Annotated in this window: 15 protein-coding genes; 1 reads left to right on the forward strand and 14 read right to left on the reverse strand. The window is 48.4% G+C overall.

Annotated elements, in window-relative coordinates:
- Window positions 1-38 precede the first annotated feature (38 nt).
- From H9X84_RS06085 to tgt, 11 genes are all read right to left on the reverse strand, one after another.
- The gene (locus tag H9X84_RS06085) at window positions 39-1,322 is read right to left on the reverse strand and encodes a TRAP transporter large permease (RefSeq protein WP_205133423.1); all 1,284 of its coding nucleotides are present in this window, start codon (window positions 1,320-1,322) and stop codon (window positions 39-41) included.
- Between the two features lie 3 nt (window positions 1,323-1,325).
- Window positions 1,326-1,817, reverse strand: a complete 492-nt coding sequence (locus tag H9X84_RS06090; protein ID WP_205133424.1) for a TRAP transporter small permease — start codon at window positions 1,815-1,817, stop codon at window positions 1,326-1,328.
- A gap of 21 nt (window positions 1,818-1,838) precedes the next feature.
- Window positions 1,839-2,870: a DctP family TRAP transporter solute-binding subunit gene (locus H9X84_RS06095; RefSeq protein ID WP_205133425.1), complete on the reverse strand. Its 1,032-nt coding sequence runs from the start codon at window positions 2,868-2,870 to the stop codon at window positions 1,839-1,841.
- Window positions 2,871-3,261: 391 nt separating this feature from the next.
- Window positions 3,262-4,206 carry a nucleoside hydrolase gene (locus H9X84_RS06100; RefSeq protein WP_205133426.1) on the reverse strand — a complete coding sequence of 315 codons (945 nt, stop codon included), beginning with the start codon at window positions 4,204-4,206 and terminating at the stop codon, window positions 3,262-3,264.
- On the reverse strand, window positions 4,203-5,144 hold the full coding sequence (locus H9X84_RS06105; RefSeq protein ID WP_205133427.1) for a nucleoside hydrolase: 942 nt from the start codon (window positions 5,142-5,144) through the stop codon (window positions 4,203-4,205). Before H9X84_RS06105 ends, H9X84_RS06100 begins: the two co-directional genes overlap by 4 nt.
- Before the next feature lie 86 nt (window positions 5,145-5,230).
- Entirely contained in the window at window positions 5,231-6,199 is a 969-nt protein-coding gene (locus H9X84_RS06110) for an ABC transporter permease (protein ID WP_205133428.1), read from the reverse strand.
- Complete coding sequence (locus H9X84_RS06115; protein WP_205133429.1) at window positions 6,199-7,308, reverse strand: ABC transporter permease; 1,110 nt, start codon at window positions 7,306-7,308, stop codon at window positions 6,199-6,201. Before H9X84_RS06115 ends, H9X84_RS06110 begins: the two co-directional genes overlap by 1 nt.
- A complete protein-coding gene (locus H9X84_RS06120; protein WP_205133430.1) occupies window positions 7,298-8,863 on the reverse strand; it encodes an ABC transporter ATP-binding protein in 1,566 nt (521 codons plus the stop codon). Before H9X84_RS06120 ends, H9X84_RS06115 begins: the two co-directional genes overlap by 11 nt.
- Before the next feature lie 181 nt (window positions 8,864-9,044).
- Complete coding sequence (locus H9X84_RS06125; RefSeq protein ID WP_205133431.1) at window positions 9,045-10,166, reverse strand: BMP family ABC transporter substrate-binding protein; 1,122 nt, start codon at window positions 10,164-10,166, stop codon at window positions 9,045-9,047.
- A gap of 310 nt (window positions 10,167-10,476) precedes the next feature.
- The gene (gene yajC / locus H9X84_RS06130; RefSeq protein ID WP_205133432.1) at window positions 10,477-10,932 is read right to left on the reverse strand and encodes a preprotein translocase subunit YajC; all 456 of its coding nucleotides are present in this window, start codon (window positions 10,930-10,932) and stop codon (window positions 10,477-10,479) included.
- 83 nt (window positions 10,933-11,015) lie between these two features.
- Complete coding sequence (gene tgt / locus H9X84_RS06135; RefSeq protein ID WP_205133433.1) at window positions 11,016-12,149, reverse strand: tRNA guanosine(34) transglycosylase Tgt; 1,134 nt, start codon at window positions 12,147-12,149, stop codon at window positions 11,016-11,018.
- 204 nt (window positions 12,150-12,353) lie between these two features.
- Between tgt and H9X84_RS06140 the strand changes: the two genes are divergently transcribed.
- Window positions 12,354-13,487, forward strand: a complete 1,134-nt coding sequence (locus tag H9X84_RS06140) for a THUMP domain-containing class I SAM-dependent RNA methyltransferase (protein ID WP_205133434.1) — start codon at window positions 12,354-12,356, stop codon at window positions 13,485-13,487.
- A 63-nt stretch (window positions 13,488-13,550) separates the two neighbouring features.
- Here H9X84_RS06140 and H9X84_RS06145 read toward each other — a convergent pair whose 3' ends face one another.
- The 3 genes from H9X84_RS06145 to H9X84_RS06155 all read right to left on the reverse strand — a co-directional run bounded on the left by H9X84_RS06145 (window position 13,551) and on the right by H9X84_RS06155 (window position 17,724).
- On the reverse strand, window positions 13,551-14,960 hold the full coding sequence (locus tag H9X84_RS06145) for a uracil-xanthine permease family protein (RefSeq protein ID WP_205133435.1): 1,410 nt from the start codon (window positions 14,958-14,960) through the stop codon (window positions 13,551-13,553).
- A gap of 225 nt (window positions 14,961-15,185) precedes the next feature.
- Window positions 15,186-16,532, reverse strand: a complete 1,347-nt coding sequence (locus H9X84_RS06150) for an aspartate aminotransferase family protein (protein WP_243423575.1) — start codon at window positions 16,530-16,532, stop codon at window positions 15,186-15,188.
- An 88-nt stretch (window positions 16,533-16,620) separates the two neighbouring features.
- Window positions 16,621-17,724 carry a hypothetical protein gene (locus H9X84_RS06155; RefSeq protein ID WP_205133436.1) on the reverse strand — a complete coding sequence of 368 codons (1,104 nt, stop codon included), beginning with the start codon at window positions 17,722-17,724 and terminating at the stop codon, window positions 16,621-16,623.
- Between the last annotated feature and the right edge of the window lie 402 nt (window positions 17,725-18,126).

Raw genomic sequence — 18,126 nt, forward strand, 5'->3', positions numbered from 1 at the left:
TTATTTTTATGTATGATTTGGAGTTATTTTTTCTATGCTTAAACAAATACCAGGGAAATGGCCGGGATATAGGTTACCAGCAACAGTACGATCAGCGCCGCCACAATCAATGGCAGAACCGCCACCGATATTTGTTTTAAGTTGCATTTCGCGATGCCGCAGGCCACATACAGATTAACGCCTACGGGCGGTGTTACCAGTCCAATGGCCAGATTTACGATCATAACTACCCCCAGATGCACCAGATCTATGCCAAGAACTTTTGCCACAGGTACAAACAGCGGTACAAAGATATACAGCGCCGATGTGGAATCCAGGAAACAGCCGGCCAAAAGCAGGATAATGTTCACAATCAGGAAGAAAATAATGGTATTTCCTCCCGTAGCGCTGATAAGCGCCTCATTGATGGCTACGTCGATGCGGGAACGTGTCAGGATATAAGCAAAGATGCTGGCCGCCGCCGTAATCAGCATAACCGTAGCCGTTGTGGACGCGGAATCCACCAGAATCTGATAGAGTTCCTTCCACTTGATGGTCTTATAGATAAAGGCTCCTACCAAAAGACCGTATACAGCGGAAACTGCCGCCGCTTCTGTGGGAGTGAATACACCGCCGTAAATGCCCCCCAGAATGATAACCGGCATCATCAGGCCCCAGAAGGCATCTTTAAATGCCGCCCAGCGCTGCGCTCCGCTGGCTTTAGGCAGGATCTCCAGATCAGACTTTCTGCCTACCCACAGGGATACCAGCACCAGTGCCAGCCCCATCAAAAGCCCCGGCAATACACCGGCGATAAACAAAGTACCAATGGAGGTATCCGAAATGGAACCGTATACAACAAAGGTAATGGACGGAGGAATGATAACCCCAATGGCCCCTGCCGCGCCCATGAGCGCCGCGGAAAATGCGGGGGAATAGCCTACCTTAACCATGGCGGGAATCAAAATCAATCCCAATGCCGCTACCGTCGCGGGACCAGAGCCGGAGATCGCCGCGAAAAAGCAGGCTACAATGACACATACCATAGCAACGCCGCCCCGCAGATGGCCTACACAGGCCTGTGCCAGTGTAATGAGTTTCTGAGAAATCCCTGCCTTTTCCATAATATTTCCGCCCAGAATAAAGAACGGGATCGCCAGAAGAACGAACTTGCTGGTGGATGCCGATACCAGCTGGGGCAGCGTACCCAGCACTACTTCAATGGGTCTGCCGGCGCCCTGTACAATCATGGCAACCATACTGGAGATACCCAGGCAGATGGCAATGGGGGTACCGATGAGCAGTAATACGGCAAAGGTAATAAACAAACAAGCAGCTACCATACGTTACACAACCTCCTCTTTTTCTTCTCTCCCTGCTGGCGCTTTGATCTCACGAAGCAGGGCCTGCAAAAAGCGGATGGTCAGGAAGAAAGCTCCAATAGGTACAAAGGAACCAAAAATCCATTCCGGCCATTGCATCCCCGCTGTAATCTGACCTCTGGCAAACTGCCGCATGGTCATAAAGATACCGTAGTAGAAAATTGAACCGCTGAATACAACCGCCAGAATCAGCCCAATGCTCTTGAGTACCTTTTCCACACCGGGATTGACAACATCTAGGATAATGGTCAGGCTCAGATGCGCGCCCCGTTTTGCCGCGATAGCCGCTCCCAGCAAACTTAACAATACAAACAGGTATGTCGTCGCCTCATCTGTAAAGGATAAGGACGCTCCCAGCACATATCGTCCGATAACATTCACAAAGGCAATGATAACCATAACGGACAGACATACGGCGGATAAAATTTCCTCAATGTTCCGCAAAAACTTTTTCATGGTATTGCTTCGCTCCTTTCCTTAGTTTGACGGGATACGGAAGGCTTCGCAGGCTTCCTGACCATATTTCTCCATCAGATAGCTGCGCAGCTGCGCTACTGTTTCTTTAAAAGGCTCCAGCTGTTCTTCTGTCAGCCGTGTGACCTCGATATCATGCTCTACAAATTTCTGGATGATTTTTTCTTCTTCTTCCTCCAGATAATCCCTGCCCCATTCACAGGCTTCCAATGCCTTCTCCTGCAGCAGTTCTCTCGTTTCCGGCTCCAGATATTCGTTCCAGATGGTGCTGTTGGCCACAAACAGATCGTTTTCATAGGTATAGTTCCAAATGGTCATATAGTCCTGCACTTCGTACATTTTAGAGGAATCCGTAATGCTGACGCCATTTTCCTGACCATCAATGGTTCCCTGCTGGATGGCTGTAAATACTTCGCTCCAGCTCATGGAAATGGGATCGGCGCCAAAGGCATTGAATACACCCATATAAACCTCACCGCCAGGAACACGAATCTTCAACCCTTTTACGTCCTCCGGTGTTTCTACCGCATGCTTGCTGTTGGTCAGCTGCCGGAATCCATTGTGGAAGGAACCCAGATATGTGATATCATGCTCCGCCAGTAATTTTGCGTAGTAATCTCCGCCGCCGTTGTCAATGGCCTCCTTGGCCTCCTCGTAATTGTTGTAGGACCATGGAATCGTACCGACCAGAAGCCGTTCGTCCAATACGGACATTACACTGCTGGCATAGGCCGCTAAATCCACAGAACCATCGGCGATCATTTCAATACCCTTTGTGGCATTGCCGCCAGCCAACTGGTCATTGGGAAAAACCACGATCTCCACATAACCATCTGACGCTTCATAAACCAATTCCGCAAACTTTTTGGCTACCAATGTATCGATCTGAATATCTGTCCCATTGACTGCCATCGCCAGCTCTACCTTCTGGTATTTCCCTTCTTCCTGGGCTTCCTCCTGGGTATTGCCGCAGCCGCTGAGACTGCCAATGGCCAGGATAACCGCCAGCAGAGCTGATATCCATTTCTTTTTCATTGCCTCATCCCCTCTTGTGGTATCACCATAACTTTTTCGCTATACATATTACGTACTATGTAGGATGTTTAAATCATATATCTTTTTTCTCCCAAAGTCAATTTGAAAAAGCAAAATTTCTTTACTTCTACATTCCCTACAATTTTTTTTGCATACTTTTGTACAAAACATACACCAACATCCTACATTGAACCGTTAAAAGAGACAGTCCCTTGTCTTCGGAATTATGAAAAATGCTCCTACAAATCCGGTATCTTTTTCCTTTCTCATTTCAGCAAAGTTCAGGAAAAATCATCTTATCTAACCAATTCCATGCCCAAAAGAAAAATCCTTCTGCGGACAAAAGAAAAAACCGGCATCCCCATACAGGGAATACCGGCTTTACCGTTTTTTATTCTTCTGTCTTTCCGTATTTTTCCATCAGGGTATAGACCTTATCCAGGAATTTCTCACGATCCACGCCAGTCACTACAAAGGCATTATGATCGTCAAACTGCTTGTCACTATACAGGTCTGTTACTGTTTTCCCCAGTGTCAGAGGGCCTTTGGTCTCTACCCGCACACCGGCTTCTTCCGCTGTGAAAAGCTCCGGATACACCGTGTACAGTACTGCCGCCGGATCATGGAGCGCAACACCCTTTTTTCCCCAGCTAAGGTACTTCTCCAGACCATTTTGAAGCACATCACAAAACAGCTTCGCCTGAGGTGTGCCCAGATCGCCAATATGAGCCAGTTCTTCTCTGGTGGCATAAGCCTGCATGGTGACATCCAGACCGCACATATGTACCGGCACACCACAGCAGAACATCATATCCGCCGCTTCCGGGTCTACATAAATATTGAATTCCGCCGCCGGCGTCACATTCCCACCAATGGCCGCTCCGCCCATAATGACAATTTTTTTCAAAAGCTTCGGCAGTTCTTTGTATTTCGCCAGAGCGATACCTACATTGGTCATAGGGCCTACGGCGATCAATACCAACTCTCCATTACATTCTTTGGCAATACGATAAATGGCGTCCCATGCCTTTTCCTCGGAAATATCCACCTCCGGCACAGGCATTTCCACACCGCCAAAGCCATCGGCGCCATGGAACTCAGAAGCCGTTACCAGCGGGCGGAACATGGGTTTTTCCGCTCCACGGAAAATCGGGAAGTCCGCTCCCAGTACATTTCTCACTTTTTTGGCGTTGTTGGTGGTTTTGTCCACACCAACATTTCCCGCTACCGTCGTTACGGCGCGGATATCCAGTTCCGGCATCTGATAAGCCAGCAGCAGTGCCGCGGTATCGTCCACACCGGGATCACAGTCAATAATTACAGGAATCCGTTTCATGCTTTTCCCTCCCCATAGGTTTCAATGGCTTCTACCAGCAGATCCACAAATGCCTGGCGGTCAATGCCCATCAATACTTTCGCATTGGGCGCCTTGCCCAGTACACCGTTAAAATCCGCTACGGTAGCACCTTTACAGAATTCTCCTGCCGTTTCTACCTGTACATACAAATCCTGAGATTCCATAATCTCCGGCTTCAACAGCGCAGCAACAGCAACAGCGTCATGAACCGGCGCGCCTTCATAGCCCAGCCCCCGATGGAACTGATAGAAGAATTCCAGCCATTCTGCCACAATGACAGCCACAGGATTTCCCAGTGCCCGAATCCGTTCAAAGTCCTCGGGGAAGATCATTGCCTTTTCTGTTACATCCAGCCCCGCCATAATGATAGGGATGCCGGAGGAAAATACCACGTCTGCCGCTTCCGGATCTACCAGAATATTAAATTCCGCCGCGGGGGTCCAGTTACCGTACTGTACGCCGCCGCCCATCAGGGAAATACGGGCGATCTTCGCCTTCAATTCGGGATACGCCAGCAGCAGCGCCGCCACATTGGTCAGAGGCCCCGTAGGAATCAGTGTCACCGGTTCCTCGCTTTCCTCCAGCAGCTTTGCCATCAGACTTACCGCGTCCATCTCCAGCAGCGGATAAGCAGGCTCCGGCAATGCAGGGCCGTCCAAACCGGATTCCCCATGGACCGTAGGCGCAATAATAGGCGCGGAGATCAAAGGCCGCAGACGCCCCATTGCCATAGGAACATCCAGACCGATCAGTGTGCAGATTCGTCTGGCATTATACGTTGTCTTTTCAATGGTCTGATTCCCGCAGACAGATGTTACCCCTAAAATATTCATCTGCTGGCTGCCTTTTGCCAGCACCCACGCAATGGCGTCATCATGTCCCGGATCTCCATCCAGAATCACAGGGATCTTTCTCATCCTCTTCCACCTTCCTTTTCTCTATTCAGAAAAGTTGGTCCAGCTGAACAGCTGAACCAACTTTATTTCAGTAATCTGTATCTTTATTAGGACCGTTCAGGTTCTTTCTTCTCTTTTTCCACAAACCGTGCTTTTTTAACACGACGAACCTGCGTGCTGGCATACAGCACCAGACCGATAATGGTTACCGCGTAGGGCACAGCCGATACCAGGAAGGAGGAGAAGCCCTGCATACCTTCCATTTTGTTGCCCAGCGCACTGGCAAAACCAAAGAGCAGGGAGGCAAACATGGAGCCCAACGGTTCCCCTTGGCCCATGGCCTGTGCCGCCAGAGCGATAAAGCCACGGCCCGCTACGATACCGGTATTCCAGCTCTGGGAATAGTACATGGACATATACGCGCCGCCCAGACCGGAAAGCGCACCGGAAATACCCAGGGCAATATACTGAATCTTCAATACACTGACGCCGACGCTGTCCGCCGCGTGGGAGTTTTCACCCACGGCACGGATCTGCAGACCCAGCGCTGTTTTATACAGCAGCACCCATACCAGAAATACCAGCAGGAATGCCAGATAAGTCAAAATGGAATGACCGGAGAAAATGGGTCCGATTACGGGAATGCTTTCCAGAATCGGAATATTGATCTTGGGTGTCAGCATACTGGGGCTGGTCAGGCTGGCTGTATTCCCTTTCAGACCTGTAAACAGGTACAGCAGGAAGATCGTACCGCCTGAGCCCACTAGGTTGATGGCAATCCCGGCCAGAATAATATCCGTTTTCAGTTTCAGCGCAAAAATACCTATAATCAGTGCCAAAATGACACCTACCGCCATGGCGCCGATTACGCCTACCCACCAGTAGCTGGTCCAGTAAGCGAACAGTACGCCAAAGAGGGCAGAAATCATCATAATACCTTCCAAACCGATATTGGTAACACCGGCTTTTTCCGCAACAACGGCAGCCAGTGCCGCAAACAGAATGGGGGAAGTGATACGAATAATAGAATAACCGAAGCTAGTGGTAAATACCATGCTTAAAATCTGTTCTAACATTACGCATTACCTCCTTCCGCTGCGGGTTTGGATTTTTCAGCCAATTCTTCCTTGGCTTCTTTTACAACCATTTTCTGTCTTGTCTTCGCCATGAAGTGTTCTGCCGCGAAGAACAGGAAGATAACCGCCTGGATAATATCAATCATTTCCGCGGGCACGCCTGCGTAAATGGACATCAATTCACAGCCTCTGTTCAAATAAGAAATAAACAGGGCCGCAAAAGGAATGGCAATCGGGTTATTCTTTGCCAGGATCGCAACGGTCATACCTGTCCAACCGTAGCCCGGCAGATCTTTCCATAGGAAGGCGTTATATCTGCCCAGAGCCTCGATGGCACCGCCCATACCACTGAGCACACCGCCGATAACCTGAGATGCCACGATAATGGCGCCAACCTTCATACCGGAATATTTGGAGAAGGATTCATTGATCCCGATCATACGAACCGCATAGCCCCAACGGGTACGGAACATGAAGAAAGCAACCAGAACCGTCACTGCAATAGCCGCCAGGAAGCCCCATGTCAGCTCTGTGCCGGGAATCAGTTTGCTTACCCGCGCGGTTTCCAGATAAGGGTAGGTCTGTACGGAGCCCTGAGAACGGTCCGCGAACACGTTGCTGAGAAAATGCATAACCACATACAGGATGACGTAGTTCAGCATCAGGGAGCAAACCATTTCGCTGGCATTCAGCTTTACCTTTGCCCATGCGGGAATCAGCATCAGCGCGCCGCCCACGATGGAACCGGCCAGGATACAAACCACAGGATGCAGACCAGCCGCCATGGGAACATAAATACCAACCAAACCGGCCACAAAGCCGCCGGCCATAACGGTACCTTCCCCGGCAAGGTTGAACTGGTTAGCGGAGAACATAACGCAAACCGCCAAACCGGTGAAGATGATAGGCGTCATACGCGCCAGAATCATATAAATAGACGATATATTCAATGCGCCATTATTGAATACAGGCCGCACCAAAAGACAATACAACGCGTTCATGGGATCATCCGCACAAATCAGGATGAAAATAAACGCTACTGCGATGGCAATCAAAATTGCGGCACAGCCACGCAGGATCTCGAATCTCATCATTTTTTTATTCCCCATGCTGCACCCTCCTTACTTCTTCCGGGCTCTGCTGTTTCAGACCCAGCATATATTCACCCATAATGGTGTCTGTCAGATCCTTGGTATCCTCAAAGTAAGCCGCAATCTGACCATTGTACATAATAATCAAACTATCAGATAATTCCATAACCTCATTCAGGTCGGCAGAAACAAGCAGCACCGCCGCGCCTTCCCTGCTCAGCTCTACCAGCTTCTTGCGGATAAATTCCGTAGCGCCGACGTCGATCCCTCGGGTAGGCTGGTCAGCAATAATCAGAACAGGTTCCGCGGAAAACTCTCTGGCAACGACAACCTTCTGGATATTACCGCCGGAAAGCATGCCTACCTTCTGCGTTCTGTTCTTGCAAAGCACCTTGTATTCCTCAATGAGCTTATCGCTGTCCTCGTGAATATTTTTCATATTGAACAAAGGCCCATTATTATAGCGTTTCTGCGCACAGCGGTCACTGATGAGATTTTCCTCAATGCTGGCCGCACCTGCCATACCAAATGTCATACGGTCCTCCGGGATCAGGGAAACGCCCAGATCACGGATTTTTCTCTGAGGTTCACCCAGAATATTATGGCCGTTGACTGTGGCTACACCGCTGTCCGGTGTATTCAGATTAAAGAGCATGTCTACCAGCTCTCTCTGGCCATTGCCTTCTACACCGGCAATCCCCAGAATCTCACCTTTTCTTACGTCAAAGGACATACCGTTGAGCATTTTCTTTTTCCATTCATTGGTGTATTCCAGATCACGCACACGCAGTACCACATCTGTGGGCTGTGCCTGATCCTTTTCTACTGTCAGAATAACGTCACGGCCTACCATCAGACGGGAAATATCCTCTTTGGAAATATCCGCTGTGTTATATACGCCCATGGATTTCCCGCTTCGCATAATGGTCAGACGGTCTGTGATCTGTTTGATCTCATGGAGCTTATGGGAAATAAATACCATGGTATAGCCCTGTTCCTTCAGATGAACCAGCTCTTTGAACAGCTCTTCTGTCTCCTGGGTCGTCAGTACCGCCGTAGGCTCGTCCAGAATCAGGATTTTCGCGCCACGTACCAGTGCCTTCAGGATTTCCACCTTCTGCTTCATCCCAACAGGGATGTCTCTTACCTTCGCATCAGGATCTACATGAAGATTATACTTTTTGGCATATTCCTCTGTAATTTCCACCGCTTTTTTGTAGTCCATAAACAGGCTGTTCTTTTTGGGCTCCATCCCCAGAACGATATTTTCCGCCACAGTCAGGCTCGGCACCAGCATAAAGTGCTGATGTACCATACCGATCCCCTTGGAGATAGCCACAGTAGGAGATGTCAGAGAAACTTCCTCTCCGTTTACAATGATCTTCCCTTCTGTCGGCTGTTCCAAGCCGAACAGCATCTTCATCAATGTGGACTTTCCGGCACCGTTCTCACCCATCAGCGCATGAATCTCGCCTTTTTTTACGTTAAAATCCACACCCTGATTGGCGGCAATGCCGTTTGGATAAACTTTTGTAATTCCTTTCATCTGCACAACATATTCATTGTCTGCCATGATCAGGTCCCCTCCTTCTTTTTTCATTTGTTATCTGCAACTTCAAAAAATTTTTTGTTCCCTTAAAATATGGATGTTTTAGGACTTCCATCGAAAAATTTTTTCAATCCGCAGAAAAAAACATAAAAGGGGGCTGAATTCAGCCCCCTTTTATTACGCCGAAGAACCGTTTTCTGTCAAATTAAGGTCTTACGGATTCTCTCAGTTCAGCAACAGCGTTTGTTTCATCGCCGATCGCACTGGGAACATCAACATCACCATTGGATACAGCTGCGATTGCTGCGTCAACAGATTCTTTTACGCCGTCGGGAACGATTGTCGCATAGTTTTTATCTGTAACCATGCCAACGCCGCCTTCGTTGCTGCCGATCAGGATCTGCTGGCCAAACATTTCTTCGCCTGCATCCCACTGGTCAAAGAACCATACCAGAGAGTCGCCGATGTTTTTCAGACCGGATGTCAATGTGATCGCTGCCATTTCAGCAGAGAATGTTGCTTCCTGGTCGGAGTCAACACCGATGAAGTAAGCCTTGCCTGTTTCCAGACACGCTTCAGCTGCACCGTTACCTGCGTTGCCTGCTACGCCCCAGATAATGTCACAGTTGTTGTCGTTGATCATGGATTCAGCCAATTCTTTGCCCTTCGCGGGGTCAATGTAGTTGCCAATGTATCTTGTGTCAACCTTGATATCAGGATTTACAGACTGTGCGCCCAGGATGTAGCCATACAGGAAGTCGTTGATTACAGGGCTGTCTACGCCGCCAACGAAACCGATTACTGCATCTTCGTTGATTTTGTCAACGCTGGTATCTGTTGTCATCGCTGCTGCGAAAGCACCGATCATGTAGCCCAGGTCGTTCTGTGCATAGCTCAGATTTACTACGTTGGGCAGTGTGTAAGTTGTGTCATCATAGATCAGGTATTTCTGATCGGGATATTTTTCAGACACATTTTTCAGGTATTCGGACATCTGATAAGTACCGATAACGATCAGATCGTATTCGCCGGAAGCGGATACTTCATCCAGATAGCCTTCCCATTTTGCTTCGTCTTCTGTGGAACCACCCATTTCAATGGTTGTGTAAGTGATTCTGCCAGCTTCCTGTAGTTCTGCCAGACCAGCTTCCGCAGAGTCGAAGAAGGATTTGTCGCCCAGGTTACCATTAACCAGGTTGCAGACATTGTAAACCTTCTGATCGCCGCTTGCTGTGTCATCAGTTGTGGTGTCGCCGCCACCGCCGCAGCCTGCCAGCATGGAAACTGTCAGAGTGGAAGCCAGCAACAGAGAAAGTAACTTCTTCATAGTGAATCTCCCTTTCTTCTTGTTCTTTTTTTCGGTTGACAATGAACAAAAGCCTCTCCCCGAGAGGTTTTTCAATTCTTTTTCAGTTTACATCATATATCTATTATTGTCAATAATTTCATAGAATACATTCCCGTTTTTGTATATTATGTGTATTAAAATCCGACATTTTCCAAATATTCCCCTTTTTTCTGCCGCTGCCGCCCTTGTTTTTCATAGATTGTGCTTGTATTTCTGATAGATCCGGACAGTATTTTTTATATAAAAAAAGCGTGGTTTCCCCACAGGAAAACCACGCGAATATTTATGCTCAGCCTCTTCTGAACAGACCTTTTTTCTTAGGCTTTTCCTCTTCGGGAGGTGCCTCGTTGGTCATGTTGGGCTCTCTCTTGCCGTATACCTCGCCTCTGGCTACCGGTACACGCACCCCTTTGTTCAGACCGAACTCGATGATGAAGCAATCATATGTCATGTCTACAACTTTGCCGTACAGACCGCTGTTGGTAACAACCATATCGCCGATCTGGATAGCGTTTCTCTGTTCTGCCAGCGCCTTTTCTCTTTTCTGTGTGGGGCGGAAGGACAGGAAATACATAATTACAACCAGGGCGATCACGTATACGATTACGATCGTAAAACCGTTGCTGCCGCTCAAAAATCCGCCGAACAGACCGCTGCTGGTTGTTTCCGCAGCTGCCTGTGTTTCACTGCCGGTGGGTGTAATGACTGTGCTGGAATCCAGCAAAAATCTCATCCATTCATTCATTTGTTTTCTCTCCTAACATCCTATGGTTTCAAAAAATATACAAAGATATTATATCTAAGAAATGTATCAGCGTCAAGGAAATATTACTTCCCATTCTGTGCGAAGCCCTCCAGCTTCGCTTTTTTATAAGCGGGGAAACGTTCCTCATCCAGTGCCTGGCGGATCTCCTCCATCATGGTATTAAAGAAATACAGATTATGCATAACGCACAGACGCATGGCCAGCATTTCCTTAGCCTTGAAAAGATGGCGGATATAAGCCTTGGTATAGCGCTGGCAGGTAGGACACTGACAGGTAGGGTCAATGGGCGTATCATCCAGCTCATACTTAGCGTTCAAAAGATTCAGCTTGCCCTGATTGGTATAGACATGGGCATGGCGTCCGTTTCTGGCCGGCAGTACACAGTCAAAGAAGTCAACGCCGCGTTCTACGGCTTCCAGAATATTTTCCGGCGTGCCTACGCCCATCAGATAGGTGGGCTTGTTCTGGGGCAGGTAAGGCACCACTTCCTCAATGATATGGTACATCTCCGCATGGGTCTCCCCTACAGCCAGACCGCCGATGGCATACCCGTCCAGATCCATTTCCGAGATCCGTTTGGCATGCTCGATTCGGATATCGGCATAAGTTGCTCCCTGGTTGATGCCGAAAAGCATCTGTTTTTTATTGATGGTATCCTCCAGACTGTTCAGTCTTGCCATCTCTTTTTTGCACCGTTCCAGCCACCGCGTTGTTCTGGCCACGGAATTTTCCACATAAGGGCGTTCCGCCGGAATACCGATGCACTCGTCAAAGGCCATAGCAATGGTAGAGGCCAGATTGGACTGGATACGCATACTTTCCTCTGGCCCCATAAAGATTTTTCTGCCATCAATATGGGAATTGAAATATACGCCTTCCTCCGTGATCTTGCGCAGGGTTGTCAGGGAAAACACCTGGAACCCGCCGGAGTCTGTCAAAATGGGCTTATCCCAGACCATAAACTTATGGAGGCCGCCCAGTTTTTTCACCACCTCATCACCGGGACGCAGGTGCAGATGGTAGGTATTGGAAAGCTCCACCTGGCACTTCACACGTTCCAGATCCTCCGTGGAAAGAGCGCCCTTGATGGCTGCCGCTGTACCAACGTTCATAAATACCGGTGTCTGGATCACCCCATGAGGGGTATGAAATTCTCCCCGCTTGGCTCTGCCGCAGGTTTTCAATAATCGATACATAGTTCTCCTCATTTCTGTCTTTTCATCATAGCATCTTTACTATCATATCCTGTTTTCCCCTTGATTTCAAGAAAAAAACGCTGTTTTGGCAAAAAATCCCTTTCTTTTTGCCCGGCTTTTGCCCCTTCCCTTGACAGGGCTCTCCCGGTGCATTATCTTATTTATATCGGCAAAAAGAGATTACAGAAAGAACGGAGAAACCATATGAGCATACAACTGATCGCCACCACCACCTTTGGCCTGGAAGCCGTTGTCAAACGGGAATGTCAGGCTTTGGGCTTTGAGAATATCAAAACATACGACGGCAAGGTAGAATTTACCGGCACAGAAGCCGATATTGTCAAGGCAAATCTGTGGCTGCGCTGCGCGGGCCGTGTCTGGGTAAAAATGGGCACCTTCACAGCCGTAACCTTTACAGAGCTGTTTGACCAGACAAAGGCCCTGCCCTGGGCAGACTGGATTCCCGAGGACGGCAAATTCACCGTTGTGGGAAAATCCGTTAAATCCACCCTGTTCAGTGTTTCCGACTGCCAGGCCATTGTAAAAAAGGCCGTTGTGGAAAAATTGAAACAGACCTACAAAACAGACTGGTTCGACGAAACCGGCGCCTCTTACACCATTCAGGTAGGCATTCTAAAGGATGTGGTCACACTGGCCATCGACACCAGCGGCTCCGGCCTGCATATGCGGGGCTATCGTGCCAACGCCCTGGACGCGCCCCTGAAGGAGACCCTGGCCTCCGCCATGATCCAGCTGAGCTACTGGCGGAAGGACCGTATCCTGTTAGATCCCTTCTGCGGCTCCGGCACCATTCCCATTGAGGCCGCCATGATCGCCCGGAACATCGCCCCCGGCATCCATCGCAAATTCGCCTCCGAAGAATGGAAACGCATCGGCAAGGACCTTTGGAAACAGGCCAGAATGGAGGCTTATCAGGCCATCGACTATGACGCTATGCCGCAAATCTACGGCAGCGATATTGACCCTGCCGCCATCGAACTGGCCAAAGCCAACGCGGAAAAAGCCGGTGTGGATGACTGCATCACCTTTACGGTCTGCCCCTGCCAGGAAATTACATTACCTGGGAAATACGGCGTTATGATTACCAACCCGCCCTACGGCGAACGTCTGGGGGAATTGAAGGAAGTAGAGAATATGTACCGCGCTTTGGGCGGCATCATGAAGGAGGATACCACATGGTCTACCTATCTCATCACTTCCATGGAATATTTCGAATCCCTTTTCGGCAGAAAAGCCGACAGAAAGCGGAAATTATTCAATGGCCGCATCAAAACGGATTATTACCAGTTTGAAGGCCCCAGACCACCCAGAAAATAATAGAAAATATCAAAAAAAGGGATTTCCCTAGTCTTTTTCAGACATTGGGAAATCCCTTTTCTTTCAGGCCTCTTCTTCCGGCCGTTCTTTTGGAAGAAGGATATTCAGTACAATCGCTACCATGGCTGCGGGCACAATACCGGAACCGCCGAAAATCAGCTGAACCGCAGAAGGCGCAGACGCAAGAATACTGCTGTTGGCACCCATACCATAGCCAACGCCCAAAGCCACAGAAAGAATGGTCAGATTTCTGGGTGTCATGGGTTCCTTTGTTACCAGCTGGATACCACTGACAACGATGGAAGAAAACATCATGACTGCCGCGCCGCCCAGTACAGACTGGGGCATAATGGAAACCAGCGCTCCCAGCTTCGGCACCAGACCGCAAAGGATCAGGAAAATCGCGCCCACAGACAGCGCCGTCCGATTGACTACTTTTGTCATGGTTACCAGACCAACATTCTGGCTGAAGGAAGTATTTGGCATAACACCAAAGATAGCCGCCAGAGAAGACCCGATACCATCACAGATGACGCCCCCGGACAATTCTTTGTCTGTGGCCTCTCGGCCCATGCCGCCTTCCATAACGCCGGAAATATCGCCGACTGTTTCCACCGCTGTTACAATAAACATAATCAGAACCGGCAGAATCGCTCTCCAGTCAAATACAATCTTTACAGGCATAATGGAGGGAATGGCGAACCATGCCGCCTCTTTCACTTTATCCCAGTTCAGAACCCAGGATTTTGTATATTCCACACCGTCGGCCGTAACGCCTGTATGCGGCAGCACTGCGCCCATAATCAAAGCCGCGATATAGCCTGCCACAATGCCAATCAAAATAGAAGAACTGCTGGTCACGCCCTTTGTGCCATGCTTTACTGCCAGGATCACCACCAGAACGAAGCAGGCCAGAAGCAGGTTCTCCATGGAACCAAAGTCTAAGGCGCCGCTGCCGCCGCCAAAGGACGCAATCCCCACAGAGATCAGAGACAAACCGATGGACAGCACCACAGTACCCGTTACGATCGGCGGGAAAAATCTTCTTAAGGGTTTCAGGAAAAATCCCAGTACCCCTTCCATCAAACCGCCAATAATAGAAGCGCCCATAATCGCCCCATAGGAAAGCACACCGCCGCCCATAGTAGCAACGACACTATTGAATACACCAATAAAACCGGAGCTTGTCCCCATAATAATCGGCACCTTGCCGCCGATGGGACCAATGGCGAACAACTGAATCAGTGTTACCAGACCTGCGATCCACATGGCATTTTGCAGCAGGCTGACCTGAAGTTCCTCGAACTCACTGCCGACTCCCAGGCCGCAGGCACCGGTAATAATCAAAATCGGTGTCAGGTTCCCCACGAACATTGCCAGTACATGCTGAAGCCCCAGAGGAATCGCTTCTTTCAACGGCATTTTTCCGTAGAACTGAAACGCCATCCCCTTTTTTTTGTTTTCCGTTTCCATATCCTTCTCCCTTTCTTTCTATATTCTTGTCTGATTATAGAAAAAATGTCTTCTTTTGTAAAGATATCTTTTCCTTTTTTCCGGAACAATTTCATATTTTATAGAAACAGAAAAAAACACGGAGCAAATGTATCTCATTTGTTCCGTGTTTCTTTTTCATAACGCCCCCTGCGAAATATCAGAAACATTCGCAGCTATTTACTTCCCTCCCCGGGAAAATACGAATTACCAGCCCTGACGGAACTGCATTACATCGTCAGAGATCTGGCCATTCAGATATTCACTGATAGATTCTTCCAGAATATCGAAGCCTTTTTCCAGATTTTCCGCTTTGATATTCAGCGGCGGCTGGATACGCAGAATATTGGCTGCCAGAGAGATTACCAGCAGGCCTTTTTCATAGGAGCGGTACAGGATCTTAAATGTACCGTCGCTGTCAGGTGTTCTTTCCCCATCTTCGCCTTTTTTGCTGATGATGATGCCGCGGGACATGGCGATGCCCTGATTGCCCGCTACCAATTCGGGGAATTTTTCCTCCAGCTGTTTCAGACGGCGGTTCATAATTTCTGTATTTCTAGCCAGGATTCCCTGGAATTCTTCGCCCTTCATGTAGTCAAAGGCTGCCATACCGGCGGTGCAGGCCATCGCATTGCCGCCCAGTGTGAACAGGTGCGCAGGTGCGGGCAGTGTATCCATGATCTCGCTTCTTGCCATGAACGCGCCCAGCGTCAGGCTGCCGCCAACGGATTTGCCCATGATGATGCCGTCAGGAACGATGCCGTAGTTTTCAATGGCGAACCATTTGCCTGTACGGAAGAATGCCTGCTGTACTTCCTCAGAAATAAAGAGGATGCCATACTTTTTGCACAGCGCATACAGTTTTTTCATGAAAATAGGATGCGCGGGAATCAGCCCTGCGTCGCCCTGTACCGGCTCAATGATAACAGCCGCTACTTCTTCCGCTACCAGGTAGGTGCTGAAGGCACGCTCTATTTCCATCAGACAATTCTTTTCACATTCCTCGTCGGGCACATTGTTGCCAAAGAAGGGGAAACAATAGATATCCGGCAGGAAAGGTCCCATGCCCTTACGCATTCTTGTGGTAACGGTGGTCATGGAAGATGCGCCAAAGGTATTGCCATGATAACCATTGATAAATGTAATGATCTTTGTTCTGCCGGTGTATGCTCTCGCGAATTTTACGGCAGCGTCATTAGCGTCGGAACCACAGTTGCCGAATACGACTTTTACATCTCCGCCGCCGGGATATACAGATGCCAGACGTTCCGCATACTCAATGGAAGTACGTCCATAGGTATAAGCGATGGAGTACTGTGTGAATTTTTCCAGCTGCTCCTTCAGCGCTTTTGTTACCACATCATTGCAGCTGCCCAGATTCAGGGAAGAGGCGCTGCTCAAAAAGTCGATAAAGCCATTGCCGTCCTCATCATAGATCATATCGTCCTTGGCGTGTTCTACTACCAGAGGAAAATAAGACAGATGCTGTGTCGGCGCCAAAACTTTTTTATCTCTTGCAACCCATTCATTGCATTTTGTCGTGTTCAATGCCATTTCACTCACGCTCCTAAATATCTTTGTCCCAGACTACAAACGTTTGCCGAAAAATCGGCAAACGTCTGTAATGTTTGATACCTCTCTGTTATTTTACGTCTTTTGCTTTGACGATTTTGTAAATACCAAAAGTCAATACTGGAATTACGTATACGATAAAGAATACCCATGCCAATGTACCGTAACCTTTGGAGATCAGTGCTGTCAGACCAGCTGTGGAAATGAATACTGCCAGAACCAGCAGACCAGCTGCGGTAACAGGTGTTGTCCACTTGGGAACTTCTTTGCCCTTTGCTACCATAGCGCCTTCGATACGGTCTGTTACAGAGTAGATCAGGCCGGAACCTGTTTCGATCAAAGTACCGAACAGTACGATCTGGAATACATACTGCAACCAAGGCATGTTCATCTGTGTCAGGATGTAGTTAACAGGCAGTTCTTCGTCGATGATGACAGGATAGAAACTGCACATAGCCACAAACAGGATGATACCGGGCAGAATACCGATTACGCCGGCGATCAGACCGGAGCAGAACGCTTCTTTCTTTGTATCACAGTGTTTGATGGTATACAGTACCGCAATGATGATGGCCAGATTGTAGAACGCGTACTGGAAACCACCCATTGCCCAGTTGCCTGTTACGGGAACGGAAGCGAAATTCGCGCCGATATCGCCGCTGTAGTTTACAAATACCAGGATCAGGAACAGGATATAAACGCCGTACAATACGAAGGACCATACGGAAAGAACTTTTTCGATCAGTTCAGAACCATTGATAACCAGCAGGAATACGGCAACAGCCATACCGATGATGCCGACCCATTTTGTAACGCCGAACAGCTCAAATACGATAGAACCTGCCGAAGCGGCTACAACGGCCAATACGATCATGATAAATACCAGATAGCAGATTTCGAATACGATCCAAAGAGGACCCATCAGCTGCTTCATAAAACTCTTGTAGTCATATTTTTTGAAAGTGTGTGCGAAAGCAAAGGAAATCGCACAGATAATGGACCAAGTCAGCAAAGATACGATACACATGGACAGCATGCCGCCCACAGGGCCGTAACCCATGAAGTACTCGATCAGCTCACGCCCTGTACCATAACCGCCGGCGATAACGCAGGACTGGAATACGATACCAGGTACAAAATACTTTTGAAAGCCTTTTGATGTTAATAAACTCATACTTTCTCCCCCTTTAACTTTTTATTTTTCTTTGAAAATACAAGTTGGTGCCTTTCTCCGGCCAAAGCCGTTTTTTCTTTTGTAGTTCATGGTAATGTATAATTCCGTCGTTAGCTAACTCCCATTGCATCCGCCATATTTCGTTGTGTTTTCCAAACAGTTTAAATATAGTAAATGCAATTTACTTGTATTTTAGTCAGTTTTTATGCCGTTGTCAACAAGTAATTTAGTATTTGAAAAATAAATTTATCATTTGTAAATTCCGTGCGGAAAATATAGAATTCCTCTCTTTTTTTGTACAGCAAGACAAAAAATGAACCCAGATAAGGAAAAATTTTCATTTTATGGGAGTATTATTGTCAATAATTACACTTGTTTTCGCTATGATCCTTGTTCTGTCCC

Origin of the sequence: Anaerotignum lactatifermentans (assembly GCF_016902535.1) — a bacterium.
Taxonomy (GTDB): domain Bacteria; phylum Bacillota; class Clostridia; order Lachnospirales; family Anaerotignaceae; genus Anaerotignum; species Anaerotignum lactatifermentans_A.